Origin of the sequence: Delftia acidovorans SPH-1 (assembly GCF_000018665.1) — a bacterium.
Lineage (GTDB): Bacteria > Pseudomonadota > Gammaproteobacteria > Burkholderiales > Burkholderiaceae_C > Comamonas > Comamonas acidovorans.
On the sequence record NC_010002.1, the window covers coordinates 3070771 to 3084497 of the forward strand.

Annotated in this window: 16 protein-coding genes; 15 read left to right on the plus strand and 1 reads right to left on the minus strand. The window is 69.6% G+C overall.

From position 1 onward, the window contains the following. The first annotated feature begins 10 nt into the window (after positions 1-10). Genes DACI_RS14005 through DACI_RS14015 form a run of 3 tightly spaced genes read left to right on the plus strand, consistent with a single transcriptional unit; the run spans position 11 to position 2608 of the window. Positions 11-994, plus strand: a complete 984-nt coding sequence (locus DACI_RS14005; protein WP_012204641.1) for a FecCD family ABC transporter permease — start codon at positions 11-13, stop codon at positions 992-994. Continuing rightward, positions 991-1794 (plus strand): ABC transporter ATP-binding protein, encoded by an 804-nt coding sequence (locus tag DACI_RS14010; RefSeq protein ID WP_012204642.1) that lies wholly within the window; start codon positions 991-993, stop codon positions 1792-1794. Before DACI_RS14005 ends, DACI_RS14010 begins: the two co-directional genes overlap by 4 nt. A 16-nt stretch (positions 1795-1810) precedes the next feature. Then, positions 1811-2608 carry an aminoglycoside phosphotransferase family protein gene (locus DACI_RS14015; protein WP_012204643.1) on the plus strand — a complete coding sequence of 266 codons (798 nt, stop codon included), beginning with the start codon at positions 1811-1813 and terminating at the stop codon, positions 2606-2608. Here DACI_RS14015 and DACI_RS14020 read toward each other — a convergent pair. Further along, positions 2605-3483 (minus strand): MurR/RpiR family transcriptional regulator, encoded by an 879-nt coding sequence (locus tag DACI_RS14020; protein WP_012204644.1) that lies wholly within the window; start codon positions 3481-3483, stop codon positions 2605-2607. The two genes, DACI_RS14015 and DACI_RS14020, sit on opposite strands and share 4 nt — an antisense overlap. Positions 3484-3643: 160 nt before the next feature. On the opposite strand from DACI_RS14020, the gene DACI_RS14025 reads away from it, so the two are divergent. The 12 genes from DACI_RS14025 to DACI_RS14080 all read left to right on the plus strand — a co-directional run bounded on the left by DACI_RS14025 (position 3644) and on the right by DACI_RS14080 (position 13702). Then, entirely contained in the window at positions 3644-4987 is a 1344-nt protein-coding gene (locus DACI_RS14025; RefSeq protein ID WP_012204645.1) for an aspartate aminotransferase family protein, read from the plus strand. A 71-nt stretch (positions 4988-5058) separates the two neighbouring features. Then, complete coding sequence (locus DACI_RS14030; protein WP_012204646.1) at positions 5059-5976, plus strand: amino acid ABC transporter substrate-binding protein; 918 nt, start codon at positions 5059-5061, stop codon at positions 5974-5976. Between the two features lie 125 nt (positions 5977-6101). Further along, a complete protein-coding gene (locus DACI_RS14035) occupies positions 6102-6347 on the plus strand; it encodes a DUF6364 family protein (protein ID WP_012204647.1) in 246 nt (81 codons plus the stop codon). Beyond that, the gene (locus tag DACI_RS14040) at positions 6344-6781 is read left to right on the plus strand and encodes a TA system VapC family ribonuclease toxin (protein WP_012204648.1); all 438 of its coding nucleotides are present in this window, start codon (positions 6344-6346) and stop codon (positions 6779-6781) included. Before DACI_RS14035 ends, DACI_RS14040 begins: the two co-directional genes overlap by 4 nt. Before the next feature lie 29 nt (positions 6782-6810). Then, the gene (locus tag DACI_RS14045; protein ID WP_012204649.1) at positions 6811-7467 is read left to right on the plus strand and encodes an aspartate/glutamate racemase family protein; all 657 of its coding nucleotides are present in this window, start codon (positions 6811-6813) and stop codon (positions 7465-7467) included. A gap of 63 nt (positions 7468-7530) precedes the next feature. Continuing rightward, positions 7531-8100: a cob(I)yrinic acid a,c-diamide adenosyltransferase gene (gene cobO, locus DACI_RS14050; RefSeq protein ID WP_012204650.1), complete on the plus strand. Its 570-nt coding sequence runs from the start codon at positions 7531-7533 to the stop codon at positions 8098-8100. 39 nt (positions 8101-8139) lie between these two features. Beyond that, positions 8140-8847 (plus strand): 5,6-dimethylbenzimidazole synthase, encoded by a 708-nt coding sequence (gene bluB, locus DACI_RS14055; RefSeq protein WP_012204651.1) that lies wholly within the window; start codon positions 8140-8142, stop codon positions 8845-8847. Further along, positions 8844-9938, plus strand: a complete 1095-nt coding sequence (gene cbiB / locus DACI_RS14060) for an adenosylcobinamide-phosphate synthase CbiB (protein ID WP_012204652.1) — start codon at positions 8844-8846, stop codon at positions 9936-9938. The genes bluB and cbiB overlap by 4 nt, the downstream gene beginning before the upstream one ends. Next, complete coding sequence (locus tag DACI_RS14065) at positions 9935-10978, plus strand: aminotransferase class I/II-fold pyridoxal phosphate-dependent enzyme (protein ID WP_012204653.1); 1044 nt, start codon at positions 9935-9937, stop codon at positions 10976-10978. Before cbiB ends, DACI_RS14065 begins: the two co-directional genes overlap by 4 nt. Beyond that, the gene (locus tag DACI_RS14070) at positions 10965-12470 is read left to right on the plus strand and encodes a cobyric acid synthase (protein WP_012204654.1); all 1506 of its coding nucleotides are present in this window, start codon (positions 10965-10967) and stop codon (positions 12468-12470) included. Before DACI_RS14065 ends, DACI_RS14070 begins: the two co-directional genes overlap by 14 nt. Before the next feature lie 143 nt (positions 12471-12613). Then, positions 12614-13045 carry a hypothetical protein gene (locus DACI_RS14075; protein WP_012204655.1) on the plus strand — a complete coding sequence of 144 codons (432 nt, stop codon included), beginning with the start codon at positions 12614-12616 and terminating at the stop codon, positions 13043-13045. 285 nt (positions 13046-13330) lie between these two features. After that, the gene (locus DACI_RS14080) at positions 13331-13702 is read left to right on the plus strand and encodes an oxidoreductase (protein ID WP_012204656.1); all 372 of its coding nucleotides are present in this window, start codon (positions 13331-13333) and stop codon (positions 13700-13702) included. Positions 13703-13727: the final 25 nt, after the last annotated feature.

The window sequence follows — 13727 nt, forward strand, 5'->3', positions numbered from 1 at the left end:
CGCGCCCTGGATGGCGCTGGTCCTGCTGGTCGTGAGTGCTCTGCTCATGCTGCTGGGCGCGGGCGTGGGCAGCACGGGCTGGGAAAGCGTGTGGGCGGCGCGCAGCGATCCGCTGTCCTGGCAGATCGTCACCGAGATCCGCCTGCCCCGCACGGCGGGCGCATGGCTGGCCGGCGGCCTGCTGGGGCTGGCCGGGGCCGTCGCCCAGGGCGTGTTCCGCAACCCGCTGGCCGATCCCTATCTGCTGGGCAGTGCCTCGGGCGCCTCGCTGGGCGTTGCATTGAGCATGGCGGCGCTGGGCGCCTCGCCCTTCGCACTGGCGGGACTGGCGCGCCTGGGTGTCACGGGCGCGGCCTTTGCGGGCGCGGCCCTGGCCGTGCTGCTGACCCTGGTGCTGGCCCAGGGCGTGCACAACACCATGCGCCTGCTGCTGGCCGGTGTGGTGGTGGGGGTGGTGCTGGGCGCGGCCGCATCGCTGGTGCTGCTGATGAACCCGGACATCATGCAGGCCATGCAGGCCTTCATGCTGGGCAGCACCTCCTTCATCGGCTGGGGCGCCTGCGCGCTGATGCTGGCCGTGCTGCTGGCCACCGCCCTGGGCGCCTGGTGCCTGGGCCGCGTGCTCGACAGCCTGTCCCTGGGTGAGGCCACGGCCCATAGCCTGGGCCTGCCGCTGGCGCCGCTGCGCATGGTGCTCATCTTGCTGCTGGCGCTGGCCACGGGCACGGCCGTGGCGCAGACCGGGCTGATCGCCTTCGTCGGACTGGCCGCGCCGCATCTGGTGCGCTCCATGGTGCGGTCCATGCACCGCTGGCTGCTGGTGCTCAGCGCGGGCATGGGCGCCGTGCTGCTGCTGGCCGCCGACCTGCTGGCGCGCTGGCTCATCGCCCCGCAGGAGCTGCCCGTGGGCGCGCTCACGGCCTTGCTGGGCGGCAGCTACCTGCTGTGGCTCATGCACCGCCGCCACGCCCTGCGCGGCGGGGAGGGCGCATGACGGCACTGGCCCCCGCCCTGCAAGCGCGCGCCCTGAAGGTTCGCCTGGGCGATCGACAGGTCCTGGGCGGCCTGAGCCTGGCCCTGCCCGCCGGCCGCTGGACCGCCATCGTCGGCCCCAATGGCGCAGGCAAATCCACGCTGCTGCGCGCCCTGGCAGGCATGGAGTCCGGCGCTGGCGTGCAAGGCGAGGTGGAGCTCCTGGGCCGCCCGCTGCGGCAATGGAGTGCGCGCGAACGGGCCTGCTCGCTCGCTTGGCTGGGCCAGAACCAGCCCGTGGCCGGCGACATGCGGGTCCATGACGTGGTCATGCTGGGCCGCCTGCCGCACCAGGGCTGGCTGGCTGCGCCCAGCCAGGCAGACCATGCCGCCGTGGAGCAGGCGCTGCGCCAGACCCAGGGCTGGGACTGGCGCATGCGCAGCGTGGGCAGTCTCTCGGGCGGGGAGCGCCAGCGCGTGCTGCTGGCGCGCGCCCTGGCCGTGCAGGCCCGCGTGCTGCTGATGGACGAACCCCTGGCCAACCTCGACCCGCCGCACCAGGCCGACTGGCTCGAATGCGTGCAGGCCCTGGTCGCCCAGGGCCGCACCGTGGTCAGCGTGCTGCACGAGATATCGATGGCCTTGCAGGCCCAGGACCTGGTCATTCTCGACAAGGGGCAGGTGATGCACCAGGGAGCCTGCGCCGACGCGGCCACGCATGCGGCGCTGGAGGCCGTGTTCGAGCACCGGCTGCGCATCCGCGCCATCGACGGGCAGTGGCTGGCCCTGCCACGGCTGCGGGGGCAAGCTGCGGCGCCTTGATTGCCTTTCCAGAAAAATGTCTCACTACGAGCCGTATCTGAGCCGCTGGACTCTGGTCATCGACGGCCAGCCCCTGTCCACGCCGCGCGGCGAGTTGCTGCCCGTGCGCCAGGGCGGCGCGCCCGCCATGCTCAAGATTGCGCTGGCGCCCGAAGAGGTGGCCGGCGCCCGCCTGATGGCCTGGTGGAATGGCGACGGCGCCTCGCCTGTGCTGGCCCAGGAAGGGCCGGCCCTGCTGATGCTGCGCGCCACAGGACCCGAATCGCTGGTGGAGATGGCCCGTGGCGCGCGCGATGAGGAGGCCACGCGCATCCTGTGCACCGCTGCCAAGCGCCTGCACCTGCCGCGCGCCAAGGCGTTGCCACCCCTGGTGCCGCTGACGCAGTGGTTCCATGCATTGCTTGCACAAGGCCATGGAACCGCCAGCCTGCTGGGCCTGTGCGCCACCACGGCGCGCGAGCTGCTGGCCGCACCGCGCGACGTGACCGTGCTGCATGGTGACCTTCACCACGGCAATGTGCTGGACTTCGGACCCCTGGGCTGGCTGGCCATCGACCCCAAGGGCCTGCATGGCGAGCGCGGCTTTGACTACGCCAACATCCTGAGCAATCCCGACCGCGCCAGCGCGCTGGCGCCGGGGCGCTTTGCGCACCGCATGGCCACCATTGCCGAAGTCTCGGGCATGGAGCAAAGGCGCCTGTTGCAATGGGTGCTGGCCTGGTCGGGGCTGTCTGCCGTCTGGAGCATGGAAGACGGTGACGATCCTGGCGCTGCAATGGCTGTGGCGCAAATGGCGGCTTCGGCCCTGGACTAGTCGCGACCGGCTTTCCTCGACCGAGGCGCCTCCAGATACGCGCCGCTGGCAAACAATTGCTCCTCGGCCTGGCCGATGCGCTGCACCACGCCCTTGCCGGCGCGGCTGGCCAGCAGTTCCACCAGGGCCTCGGACAGCGCCACGGCCGAGGTGATGGAGGGGAAGAACGACGGGCTGTGCAGCGAAAACAGCAGCGTGGCGTCGGCCAGCAGCGCCAGGGGCGAGGCGGGGCTGTCGGTCAGCGCCACGATGCGGCAGCCCGCATCCCTGGCGGCCTGGGTCACGGCCAGCGCCTCGCGCGAGTAGGGCGCAAAGGCGACTACCAGCAGGGCGTCGCCGCGCTCCATGGCGCGGCACTGCATCTCCAGCGTGCCGCCCTGGCCGTCCAGCAGGTGCACGCTGGCGCGCAGCAGCCGGTACACATAGACAAAGGAAAAGGCCACGGGGTAGCTGGCGCGAAAGCCCGCCACATGCACGCTGCGGGCCTTTTCCAGCAGTGCGCAGGCCTGCTGCAGGGCGTCGCCCAGGCGCCGCTCGGTGGACTCCAGATTGCGGCGGTGCACCTCGAAGGTCTCGCCCACCAGGTCATGGTCGCCAGCGCGGCCCACCAGGGCCTTGGCGCGCTGGCCGTACGCCTCGTCGCTGCCCAGTCCCATGTCCTGCGCGAAGGCCTGCTTGAGCTGCGGCCAGCCGTCAAAACCCAGCCACTGCGCAAACCGCACCAGCGTGGCGGGCGGGCTGCCGGCGCGCGTGCCCACGCTGCGCATGGAGGCCGTGACCACATCGTTGGGATGCTCCAGCACGAAGCGGGCCACCTGTTGCAGGGCCGGGCTCAACTCGGCAAATCGCTGGCGGATGTCGTCTTGAACGGACATGGGTTTTCAGGAGAAAGGAGGGGAAAAGGGCGGTGTTGGCTGCGCCGACTGTAGCCCAGGCGCGGGCTGGCTTGGAACGGCTGTGGTTGAAATCTCTGTTGACGGAACAAATGTTCCGTCAAATAATGTGATGAAACATTTGTTCCTTGAAAGAACTGCCATGAGCCATGTGTTCCATCGTCACCTGCACCACACGCCCCCCGTCGCCGTCGCCGCCAGCGGCCTGGAGATACGCGACGCGCAGGGGCGCAGCTATATCGATGCCTCGGGCGGCGCGGCCGTGTCCTCGCTGGGCCACGGTCATCCCGACGTGATCGCCGCCATGCATGACCAGATCGACCGGCTGGCCTATGCCCACACCAGCTTCTTCACCACCGCGGTGGCCGAGGAACTGGGGCAGGAACTGGTGCGCGGCGCGCCCGAAGGCACCAGCCACGCCTACCTGGTCAGCGGCGGCTCCGAGGCCGTGGAGGCCGCGCTCAAGATGGCACGCCAGTACTTCGTGGAAATCGGCCAGCCCGAGCGCACGCACTTCATCGCGCGCCGCCAGAGCTACCACGGCAACACGCTGGGTGCGCTGGCCGTGGGCGGCAATGCCTGGCGGCGCGCGCCGTTCGCGCCCATCCTGGTGCCGGCCACCCATGTCTCGCCCTGCAATGCCTACCGCGACCAGCGCGACGATGAAACCCCAGAGCAATACGGCCAGCGCCTGGCCGACGAGCTGGATGCGGCCATCGGCGTCCACGGCCCGCGCACCGTGATCGCCTTCGTGGCCGAGACGGTGGGCGGCGCCACGGCCGGCGTGCTCACGCCCGTGCCCGGCTACTTCAAGGCCGTGCGCGAGGTGTGCGACCGCCACGGCGTGCTGCTCATCCTGGACGAGGTGATGTGCGGCATGGGCCGCACGGGCACCCTGCATGCCTGCGAGCAGGAAGGCGTGGTGCCCGACCTGATCACCGTGGCCAAGGGCCTGGGCGGCGGCTACCAGCCCGTGGGCGCGGTGCTGGCGCAGGGGCGCATCGTGGATGCCATGTCGCGCGGCAGCGGCTTCTTCCAGCACGGCCATACCTACCTGGGCCACCCGGTGGCCTGCGCGGCGGCGCTGGCCGTGCAGCGCGTGATACGGCGCGACGGACTGCTGGACAAGGTGCGTACCGATGGCGAAGCCTTCGGGCAGATGCTGGCGCAGGCCCTGGGCAGCCACCGCCGCGTGGGCGAGCACGTTGGCGACATTCGCGGGCGCGGCTTCTTCTGGGGCGTGGAGCTGGTGGCCAACCGCGCCAGCAAGGCGCCCTTCGATGCGGGCCTGAAGCTCAACGCCCGCATCAAGACCGAAGCCATGCAGCGCGGCCTGCTGTGCTACCCCGGCGGCGGCACGGCCGATGGCCGTACGGGCGACCACGTGCTGCTGGCGCCGCCCTTCATCGCCACGCAGGAACAGCTGCAGACCATCGCCACGCGCCTGGCCGAGTCCATCGAGGCCGCACTCGCCCAGGTTCTCTGATCCGTTCCTGCGCTTGCGCGCATTTCCACGCTTTCCCACGCTTTCCCCAACCCCGCCACAGGAGTGTCCCCATGACCCCATCCCGCCCCACCCTGAAGCGCACGGCCCTGGCCGTGACCAGCGCCCTGATCGCCGCGCTGCTGCCGCTGGCCGCCAGCCATGCCCAGGACAGCGGCACGCTCGCCAAGATCCAGCAGGCGGGGGCCATCACGCTGGGCTACCGCGAGTCCTCGTTCGGCTTTTCCTACCTGGATGGCGATCTCAAGCCCGTGGGCTACAGCATGGACATCTGCCGGCGCATCGTGGACGAGATCAAGGCCCAGCTCAAGCTGCCCGCACTGCAGGTGCGCTATCAGGCCGTGACCTCGGCCAACCGCATCCCGCTGGTGGCCAACGGCACGGTGGACCTGGAGTGCGGCTCCACCACCAACCTGGTGGAGCGGCAAAAGCAGGTGGCCTTCTCGCCGGATATCTTCCGCTACAACGTGCGCATGCTGGTGCGCGCGGACTCGGGGCTGCGCTCCGTCGCCGACCTGCAGGGCAAGACCGTGGCGACGACGGCGGGCACCACGTCCTTTCGCCTGCTGCGCGAGGCGGACCGGGGCCGCAACCTCGACATCACCAACCTTTCGGGCAAGGACCATTCGGACTCCTTCATGCTGGTGGAGAGCGGCCGTGCCCAGGCCTTCGTGCTGGACGACATCCTGCTCGCCGGCCAGATCGCCAATGCCAAGAACCCGCAGGACTACCTGATCACCGGCGAAAGCCTGCGCACCGAAAACCAGGCGCTGATGCTGCGCAAGGACGATGCCGGCTTCAAGGCCATCGTGGACCGCGTGGTGACGGGCATGATGCAGTCCGGCGAGATGGAAAAGCTCTACAACCGCTGGTTCATGTCGCCCATCCCGCCCAGGAACATCAACATCAACTACCCGCTCAACGCCGAGACGCGCGAGGCCTTCGCCCATCCCTCGTCCAAGGGCATCTGAAGGGCGCAGGCCGGCCTGGTTGCCCTGGGAGCGGAATTTTCCTAACATACAGAAATCTGTACGAAAGATCTGTGCGAAGGATCCGTGCGAGAAATCTGTACGAAATTCCTGCTCTGGGGGCCGCCATGAAGACCACGCTTGACCTCAACGATGCATTGCTGACCGAAGCAAAGACCTATGCGGCACAGCAGCACACCAGCCTGACGCGCCTGATAGAGGAGGGCCTGCAATTGCGCTTGCGCAAGGCCCAGGCGCCTGCCCGGCGCGTGCGCCTTCCCGTCTACCACGGCAAGGGCGGACTGGCACCGGGGCTGGACGCACTGAGCAACCGCGCGCTGCTGGATGCCGCCGATCAGCAGGATCAACCATGACGCCCGATGTCAATCTGCTGGTGGCGGCATCGCGCAGCGACCACCCCCATCATTCGGTGGCCCGCGACTGGCTGGAGCAGGCCATGGCCGATGCCAGCCAGGGCGTGCTGCTGAAATTGCAGCCCATGGTGGTGGCGAGCTTTCTGCGCCTGGTCACGCATCCGAAGATCTTCGTCAACCCGACTCCCATGGCCGAGGCTTTGCGCTTCATCGACGCGTTGCTGGCATCGCCCGGCGTTGAGCAGGCCGTGCTGGGTGCCGAATGGCCGGCGTTGAGGCAACTGTGCGCCGACAAGGCGCTTGCCGCCAATGACGTGCCGGACGCTTGGCTGGCCGCCGCCGCCATCCACCAGGGCGAGCATGTGGTCAGCTTCGATGCCGATTTCAAGCGCCTGCTGCCGCGCTCCCAGTTCACCCGGCTGGCGCCCCAATAATTCCGTTCCATTTCAGACTCCCCCAATCCATGACCCGCATCGCCCTCATCCACGCCCTCAGCCACTCCGTCGCTCCCATCAACGAAGCCTTTGCGCGCGACTGGCCCGAGGCGGTTCGCATGAACCTGCTGGACGACAGCCTCTCGGCCGACCTGGCGCGCAACGGGCGCGGGCTGGACGCCGCCATGCACGAGCGTTTCCAGCGCCTTGCTCAGTACGCCGTGGACACGGGTGCGCAGGGGATCTTGTTCACCTGCTCGGCCTTTGGCCCCTGCATTGAGGCCGTGGCCGCGCGCCACGCGCCGCTGCCCGTGCTCAAGCCCAACGAGGCCATGATCGAAGAGGCCGTGCAGGGCCAGCAGGGTGCCTTGGGTTTGATCTCCAGCTTCGCGCCCACGCTGCAGTCCATGCCGCCGGAGTTTCCGGCCGGCATCGAACTCGTGCCCGCCCTGGCCGATGGCGCCATGGACGCGCTCAACCGGGGCGACACCGCCACGCATGACCGCCTGGTGGTCGAGCAGGCCAGGGTCCTGGCCGCGCGTGGCTGCACGCGCATTGCGCTGGCCCAGTTCAGCATGGCGCGTGCCCGCGCCGCCTGCGAGGCCGCCACGGGCCTGCCCGTGCTCACCACGGTGGACAGCGCCGTGCGTGCCCTGCAGCGCCGGCTGGGCGTCCGCCTCGGTTAAAGTGGCGCTCCGCTGCGGCGCATGCCCGCCGCAGCGCGTGCAACTTTTGAGGATGACAGACCCATGCAGATCGAACAGGCCCCGACGGTAAAGCCCTATGAAAAGCCCGAAGGCGAACGCCGTGGCCTGGTGCTGGTGAACACCGGCGACGGCAAGGGCAAGAGCACGGCGGCCTTCGGCCTGGCCCTGCGCGCGCATGGCCGGGGCAAGTCCGTCAAGATCTTCCAGTTCATGAAGGTGCCCACCGCGCGCTTTGGCGAGCACCGCATGTTCGAGCAGCTGGGCATGCCCATCGAGGGCCTGGGCGACGGCTTCAGCTGGAAGAGCCAGGACCATGAGCGGTCGGCCCAGATCGCGCGCGAGGGCTGGGAGCGTGCGCGCACCGCCATCCTCTCGGGTGATCACTTCCTGGTCGTGCTCGACGAAATCACCTATCCGCTGATCTATGGCTGGCTGCCGCTGGAGCCTGTGCTGCAGGCCCTGGCCGACCGCCCGCGCCATGTGCACGTCATGCTCACGGGCCGCCGCTGCCCCGAGGAAATCATTGCCGTGGCCGATACCGTCACGCGCATGGAACTGGTCAAGCACGCCTTCCAGGCCGGCATTCCCGCCCAGCGTGGTATTGAGGACTGATGCCGCCCGCAGGCCCGGCCTGCGGCGGACAATGGCGGCATGAGCAGCGAAACGCAATCCCGGGCGCCAGAGACCATTCCCGCCCAACCCTTTGCCGAGGCCGAGCGGGCAGCCGTCTACCGCGCCATCCATGAGCGGCGCGACATGCGCCACTTCTGCGGCGGCGAGGTCGCGCCCGAGGTGCTGCTGCGCCTGCTGCGCGCCGCCCACCATGCGCCCAGCGTCGGCTTCATGCAGCCCTGGCGCTTCATCCGCGTGCGCGATGCGCAATTGCGCCAGGAGATCCATGCCGTGATCGAGCAGGAACGCCTGCAGACCGCGCGTGCGCTGGGCGAGCGCGAGGAAGACTTCATGCAGCTCAAGGTCCAGGGCGTGCTGGATGCGGCCGAAGTACTGGTCGTGGCCATGCCGCCAGGGCGCGAGGCCCATGTCTTCGGCCGTCGCACCCTGCCCGAGATGGACGTGGCCTCGGCCGCCTGCGCCATCCAGAACCTGTGGCTTGCCGCGCGTGCGGAGGGGCTGGGGCTGGGCTGGGTCTCCCTCTTCGATCCCGAGGTGCTGGCCGCGCTGCTGCAAATGCCCGTGGGCAGCCGGCCGCTGGCCGTGCTGTGCCTGGGCCCCGTGTCGGCCTACTATGCCGAGCCCATGCTGCAGCAGCAAAAGTGGGCCAGCCGCGCACCGCTGCAGGACATGCTCTACGACGACTTCTGGGGCCAGCGCGCCGCCGGCCCGCAGCCGCAGGCATGAGCGACAGCCCTTCCTGGCAACTGCTGGGCGCCGCGCTCAGCCCGCTGTGGTGGTGCTGGCAGGCGCTGTCGCAGCCGCAGGCCCAGGTCCAAGCCGAACCCTGGGCACGCCACGCCCTGGCCGCCGCGCTGGCCGTTCCCGTGGCCCTGCTGATCGACCGGCTCTGGGGCGAGCCGCCCGTGTGGATACACCCCGTGGTCGCCATGGGCCGGCTGCTGGCTGCGGTTGGGCGAAGACTTGCCCCCCGCGAAGAACATGTGCGCGACTGGCCACGCTTTGCGCTGGGCGCCGTCGCCTGGTGCCTGCTGGCGCTGCTGTTCTTCACCATCTACGCGTTCATCCAGTGGCTGCTGCCGCCCATGCCCTGGTGGCTGGGCGCCCTGGTGCTGGGCGTGCTGCTCAAGCCGCTTTTGTCCTGGCGCATGCTGCGCGACGAGGTGCTGGCCGTGGAAGCCGCACTGCAGCAATCCCTGCCCGCAGGCCGCGAGCGCCTGACCTGGCTGGTCAGCCGGGACACGGCACGACTCGACGCAGGCCAGGTGCGCGAAAGCGCCATCGAAACCCTGGCCGAGAACCTCAGCGACTCCGTGCTGGCGCCGCTGTTCTGGTTTGCCGTGGCCGGCCTGCCGGGCGCGGCCCTCTACCGCTTGGCCAACACGGCCGATGCGATGTGGGGCTACCCGGGCTGGCGCGGGCAGGGCGATGACCGGCGCCACTGGCAATGGGCCGGCAAATGGACGGCGCGTGCCGATGACCTGCTCAACTGGATACCGGCGCGCCTGACCGCCTTGCTGCTGGCCTTGTCCGGCCTGGCCGCCGGCCGGCGGCCGGGCTGGGGTGCGCTGCGCCATGACGCGCGCATCACCCCGTCGCCCAACGGCGGCTGGCCCATGGGCGCCATGGCAAGGCTGCTGGGCGTGCGCCTGGGCAAGCCCGGCGTCTACGTGCTCAACCCCGCAGGCCGCGTGCCGCAGGCGGCCGAGCTGCAGCAGGCCGTGGCGCATGCGGGCCGCGTGGTCGCCATGCTGGTGGCTGCAGGGCTGGCCGCCGCCCTGGTCCTTGGATGGGCGATGGCAGGAAAGACACCATGAAACCGATCCCAGTCACCCACGGCGGCACGGACGCGCTGGGCGTGCCCGCGCACGATTTCTCCACCAACCGCAATGCCTGCGGACCCTGCCCGCAGGCGCTGGACATGCTGGCCCAGGCCCACGCGGCCCAGTACCCCGACCCGCACTACACGGCGCTGCGCGCACGGCTGGCGGATTTTCATGGCGTGCCGGCCGAGCGCATTGTCATCGCGGCCAGCGCCAGCGACTTCATCCACCGCATCACCATGCATGCAGCGCGCGAGGGCGCGGCCGTCGCCAGCCTGCCGGCCCACCATTACGGCGACTACGCCCACGCGGCGCAGGTCTGGCGCCTGCTCCCGGCCGCGCGCGACGGCATCACCGAGGCCGGCCCCGGCCTGCACTGGGCCTGCGCGCCATCGAGCCCGCTGGGCCAGCCCGAGGACGTCTGGCCGCTGTGGAGCGAGCCCGCACCGCCCGGTACCTGGCGCGTGATCGACTGCGCCTATGCCCCCCTGAGACTGGAGCCGGGCATGGAACCCGCCGTGCCCTCCCAGGTGCGCGATGCCTGGCAGATGTGGACCCCCAACAAGGCCCTGGGCATGACCGGCGTGCGCGCGGCCTACGCCATTGCGCCCGAAGCCGTGCCGCACGACGAGATCGATGCCTTGCGCGCCCTGTCACCATCGTGGCCCGTGGGCGCCCATGGCGAGGCCATGCTCACCGCCTGGACCGCACCGGCCACCCGCCAATGGCTGGCGCAAAGCCTGCAACGGCTGCGCGATTGGAAGGCGCAGCAGCTCGATCTGGTGCAGCGCCTGGGCTGGCAGGTACTGCCCGGCTCGCAGGCCAATTACTTTGTGGCGCGCTGGCCGCAAGCCCAGCAGGGCGATGTCATGCAGACGCGTCTGGCCCAACTGCGCGCGCAGGGCATCAAGCTGCGCGACTGCGACAGCTTCGGCCTGCCCGGCTGCGTGCGCATGGGCGTGCTGGCGCCCGCATCCCAGAACGCCTTGCTGGCCGCCTGGCAGCCAATGGAGAAACACCATGCAATCGAATGAACCCGCTGCCGTGAATCTGCCCCTGCCCACGCCCGGCCGGCGCCCCGCGCTGTGCGTGATGGTGCTGGGCACCAGCAGCGGCGCCGGCAAGAGCTGGGTGGCCACCGCGCTGTGCGCCTGGTACCGCGCCCAGGGCTACAAGGTGGCGCCCTTCAAGGCGCAGAACATGAGCAACAACGCGCGGGTGGTCTCCGCGCCGGGCGGTGCCTGGGGTGAGATCGGCACGGCCCAGTACCTGCAGGCCCTGGCCGCAGGCTGCGCGCCCGATGTGCGCATGAACCCGCTGCTGCTCAAGCCCGAGGCAGACATGCGCAGCCAGGTCGTGCTGCTGGGCCGGGTCAGCGAGGAACTCTCGGCCTTGCCCTGGCGCGGCCGCAGCGCCCGCGTCTGGCCGCAGATCGCCGAGGCGCTGGACAGCCTGCGCGCCGACAACGATGTGGTCGTCATCGAAGGCGCCGGCTCCCCCGCAGAAATCAACCTGCATGCCAGCGACGTGGTCAACATGCGCGTGGCGCGCCACTGCGGCGCGCATTGCCTGCTGGTGTCCGACATAGACCGGGGCGGCGCCTTTGCCCACCTCTACGGCACCTGGGCCCTGCTGCCGCCGGAAGAACAGGCGCTGATCCGCGGCTTTGTGCTCAACAAGTTTCGGGGCGACGCCAGCCTGCTCGCGCCCGCCCCGCAGATGCTGCAGGAGCGCACCGGCGTGCCCACCGTGGCCACCATCCCCATGCAGTTCCAGCATGGCCTGCCGGAGGAGGATGGCGTCTTTGACGACCGTGGCTCTGGAGGAGGGGCGGGGCGCGCCGTGCACACCACCATCGCCATCGTCGCCTACCCGCGCATCAGCAACCTCGACGAATTCCAGCCCTTGCTGCAGGTGCCGGGCCTGCGCGTGGTCTGGGCGCGCACGCCGGCCCAGCTGGTAGGCGCCAACTGGATCATCCTGCCCGGCTCCAAGGCCACTGCTGCCGATCTGGCCTGGATGCGGACCCAGGGCCTGGATGCCGCCGTTGCTGCACACGCTGCGGCAGGCCGGCAGGTGCTGGGTATCTGCGGCGGCCTGCAGATGCTGGGCGAGGCGCTGATCGACCTGCATGGCGTGGACGGCAACGCCGCCGGCCTGGGGCTTCTGCCGCTGACGACTCTGTTCGCGCCCGACAAGACCGTGCTGCCCGCCAGCGTGCAATTGCCGCCGCTGCCGGGTGCGCTGGCGCCGCTGTCTGGCGTACAGGCGCAGGTCTATGAAATCCACCACGGCCAGACCAGCGTGCGCCCCGACATGGTGGCCGCTGGCAGTGCCGTGGCCGAGCCCGTGCCCGGCCTGCTGTGGCACAGCCCCGATGGCCTCATCGCGGGCTGCTACTGGCACGGCCTGTTCGAGAACGCCGAGGTGCTTCGCGCCCTGTGGGGCGCCGAGGTGCCCACGCTGGACAGCGTCTTCGCGCGCATGGCCGAAGGCGTGCAGCGCTGGTTTGCGCACCAGGCTTGACCCAGGTCAGGGGCCGCCTGCAGGGGACACGGCAAGCTGTAGGCCATGGCCTGCATGCGCAGCCGCGCTGTACCGATAAATGGGGAGCTGGAAAACACGCATGCTTGGGTCTTGACTTTTTTCACGAGGAATGGAGTGAAGCTATGAAGAACCCATGGATTCGTCCCCTGCAGCTGTGTATTGGCGCTGCCGTGCTTGGCATGGCCGGATTGGCCACTGCCCAGCCCGCCCCTGGCCCCGATGGCATGCCGCCCCCGCCGCCCGCTGCGGAAAAGGCCAAACCCCACCACCACCACAAGAAGCACGCCGAGCCCAAGGGGCAGGGCAAGCGCGGCTATGACCGCCGCGACCCGGCCCAGCACGAGGCTGCAGCCGTCCAGGAGCAATCGCGCCGAGGCGGCGTCCAGTCGGGCGACCACTTCCAGCGCAATGCCTTGGCCCGCTGCGATGTCTTCAAGAACGAAGGCGACCGCCGCTCCTGCGTGGAGCGCGTCAAGGACGGCCAGGTCAGCGGCTCGGTCGAAGGCGGCGGCGTGCTGCGTGAGTACACGGAGCAGGTTCCTGTAAGGCAATAACAGCGCTGGCTGTTGTTCACCTGAGAAAACCCGCCGGGCCACGAAGCCGGCGGGTTTTTTTGTGGGCGAATGCAGGCTCCTGCGTCAGCAGCCTGTGGTGTGGTCCCTGCCGCAGGCAGCCGGTATCGAACCTCGACCGCAGAGATCTGGCCCGCCGCCACGCCCCTGTCCACCGGATTTGACCTGGGTCATACAAACCCATTTCACCCGCCCCGGACCGGCTCACACCGGCAAGGCATTTCTATGATGGCGCCGTACTTCCCATATGGAAAAAGGATTCATCCCATGCAAGCCTTCCGGATCGTGGTCATTGGTGCGGGGCAGACCGGCACTCCCTTGCTGCAGCAATTGCTGGACGCGCCCTTCGTGCAGTTGCTTGGGGTGGCCGACCTGGATTTGAACCAGCCCGGCATCGCACTGGCACGCGCGCGCGGCGTGCCGGTCACCACCCGGTTCATGGAACTGGTGGACGCGGCGGTGGACATCATCATCGACGTGACCGGCTCCCTGCAGGTGCGCGAATCGCTGCGCAGCAAGATGGTGGAGACCGGCAACACGCACACGCTGATCATGCATGAGGCGATTGCACTGCTGATGATGTCGCTGTCGGCCGGCCGGCTGGTGGTCGGCAAGCACAGCGATCTGGAATATTCCTGAACGCAGGCGGCGGATACGCAGGACA

What these genes read in the sequence shown, in the direction of transcription:
- DACI_RS14005 (WP_012204641.1), top strand. Translation starts at nt 11, where the DNA reads ATGGCGCTGGTCCTGCTGGTCGTGAGTGCTCTGCTCATGCTGCTGGGC.
- DACI_RS14010 (WP_012204642.1), top strand. Translation starts at nt 991, where the DNA reads ATGACGGCACTGGCCCCCGCCCTGCAAGCGCGCGCCCTGAAGGTTCGC.
- DACI_RS14015 (WP_012204643.1), top strand. Translation starts at nt 1,811, where the DNA reads ATGTCTCACTACGAGCCGTATCTGAGCCGCTGGACTCTGGTCATCGAC.
- DACI_RS14020 (WP_012204644.1), bottom strand. Translation starts at nt 3,483, where the DNA reads ATGTCCGTTCAAGACGACATCCGCCAGCGATTTGCCGAGTTGAGCCCG.
- DACI_RS14025 (WP_012204645.1), top strand. Translation starts at nt 3,644, where the DNA reads ATGAGCCATGTGTTCCATCGTCACCTGCACCACACGCCCCCCGTCGCC.
- DACI_RS14030 (WP_012204646.1), top strand. Translation starts at nt 5,059, where the DNA reads ATGACCCCATCCCGCCCCACCCTGAAGCGCACGGCCCTGGCCGTGACC.
- DACI_RS14035 (WP_012204647.1), top strand. Translation starts at nt 6,102, where the DNA reads ATGAAGACCACGCTTGACCTCAACGATGCATTGCTGACCGAAGCAAAG.
- DACI_RS14040 (WP_012204648.1), top strand. Translation starts at nt 6,344, where the DNA reads ATGACGCCCGATGTCAATCTGCTGGTGGCGGCATCGCGCAGCGACCAC.
- DACI_RS14045 (WP_012204649.1), top strand. Translation starts at nt 6,811, where the DNA reads ATGACCCGCATCGCCCTCATCCACGCCCTCAGCCACTCCGTCGCTCCC.
- cobO (WP_012204650.1), top strand. Translation starts at nt 7,531, where the DNA reads ATGCAGATCGAACAGGCCCCGACGGTAAAGCCCTATGAAAAGCCCGAA.
- bluB (WP_012204651.1), top strand. Translation starts at nt 8,140, where the DNA reads ATGAGCAGCGAAACGCAATCCCGGGCGCCAGAGACCATTCCCGCCCAA.
- cbiB (WP_012204652.1), top strand. Translation starts at nt 8,844, where the DNA reads ATGAGCGACAGCCCTTCCTGGCAACTGCTGGGCGCCGCGCTCAGCCCG.
- DACI_RS14065 (WP_012204653.1), top strand. Translation starts at nt 9,935, where the DNA reads ATGAAACCGATCCCAGTCACCCACGGCGGCACGGACGCGCTGGGCGTG.
- DACI_RS14070 (WP_012204654.1), top strand. Translation starts at nt 10,965, where the DNA reads ATGCAATCGAATGAACCCGCTGCCGTGAATCTGCCCCTGCCCACGCCC.
- DACI_RS14075 (WP_012204655.1), top strand. Translation starts at nt 12,614, where the DNA reads ATGAAGAACCCATGGATTCGTCCCCTGCAGCTGTGTATTGGCGCTGCC.
- DACI_RS14080 (WP_012204656.1), top strand. Translation starts at nt 13,331, where the DNA reads ATGCAAGCCTTCCGGATCGTGGTCATTGGTGCGGGGCAGACCGGCACT.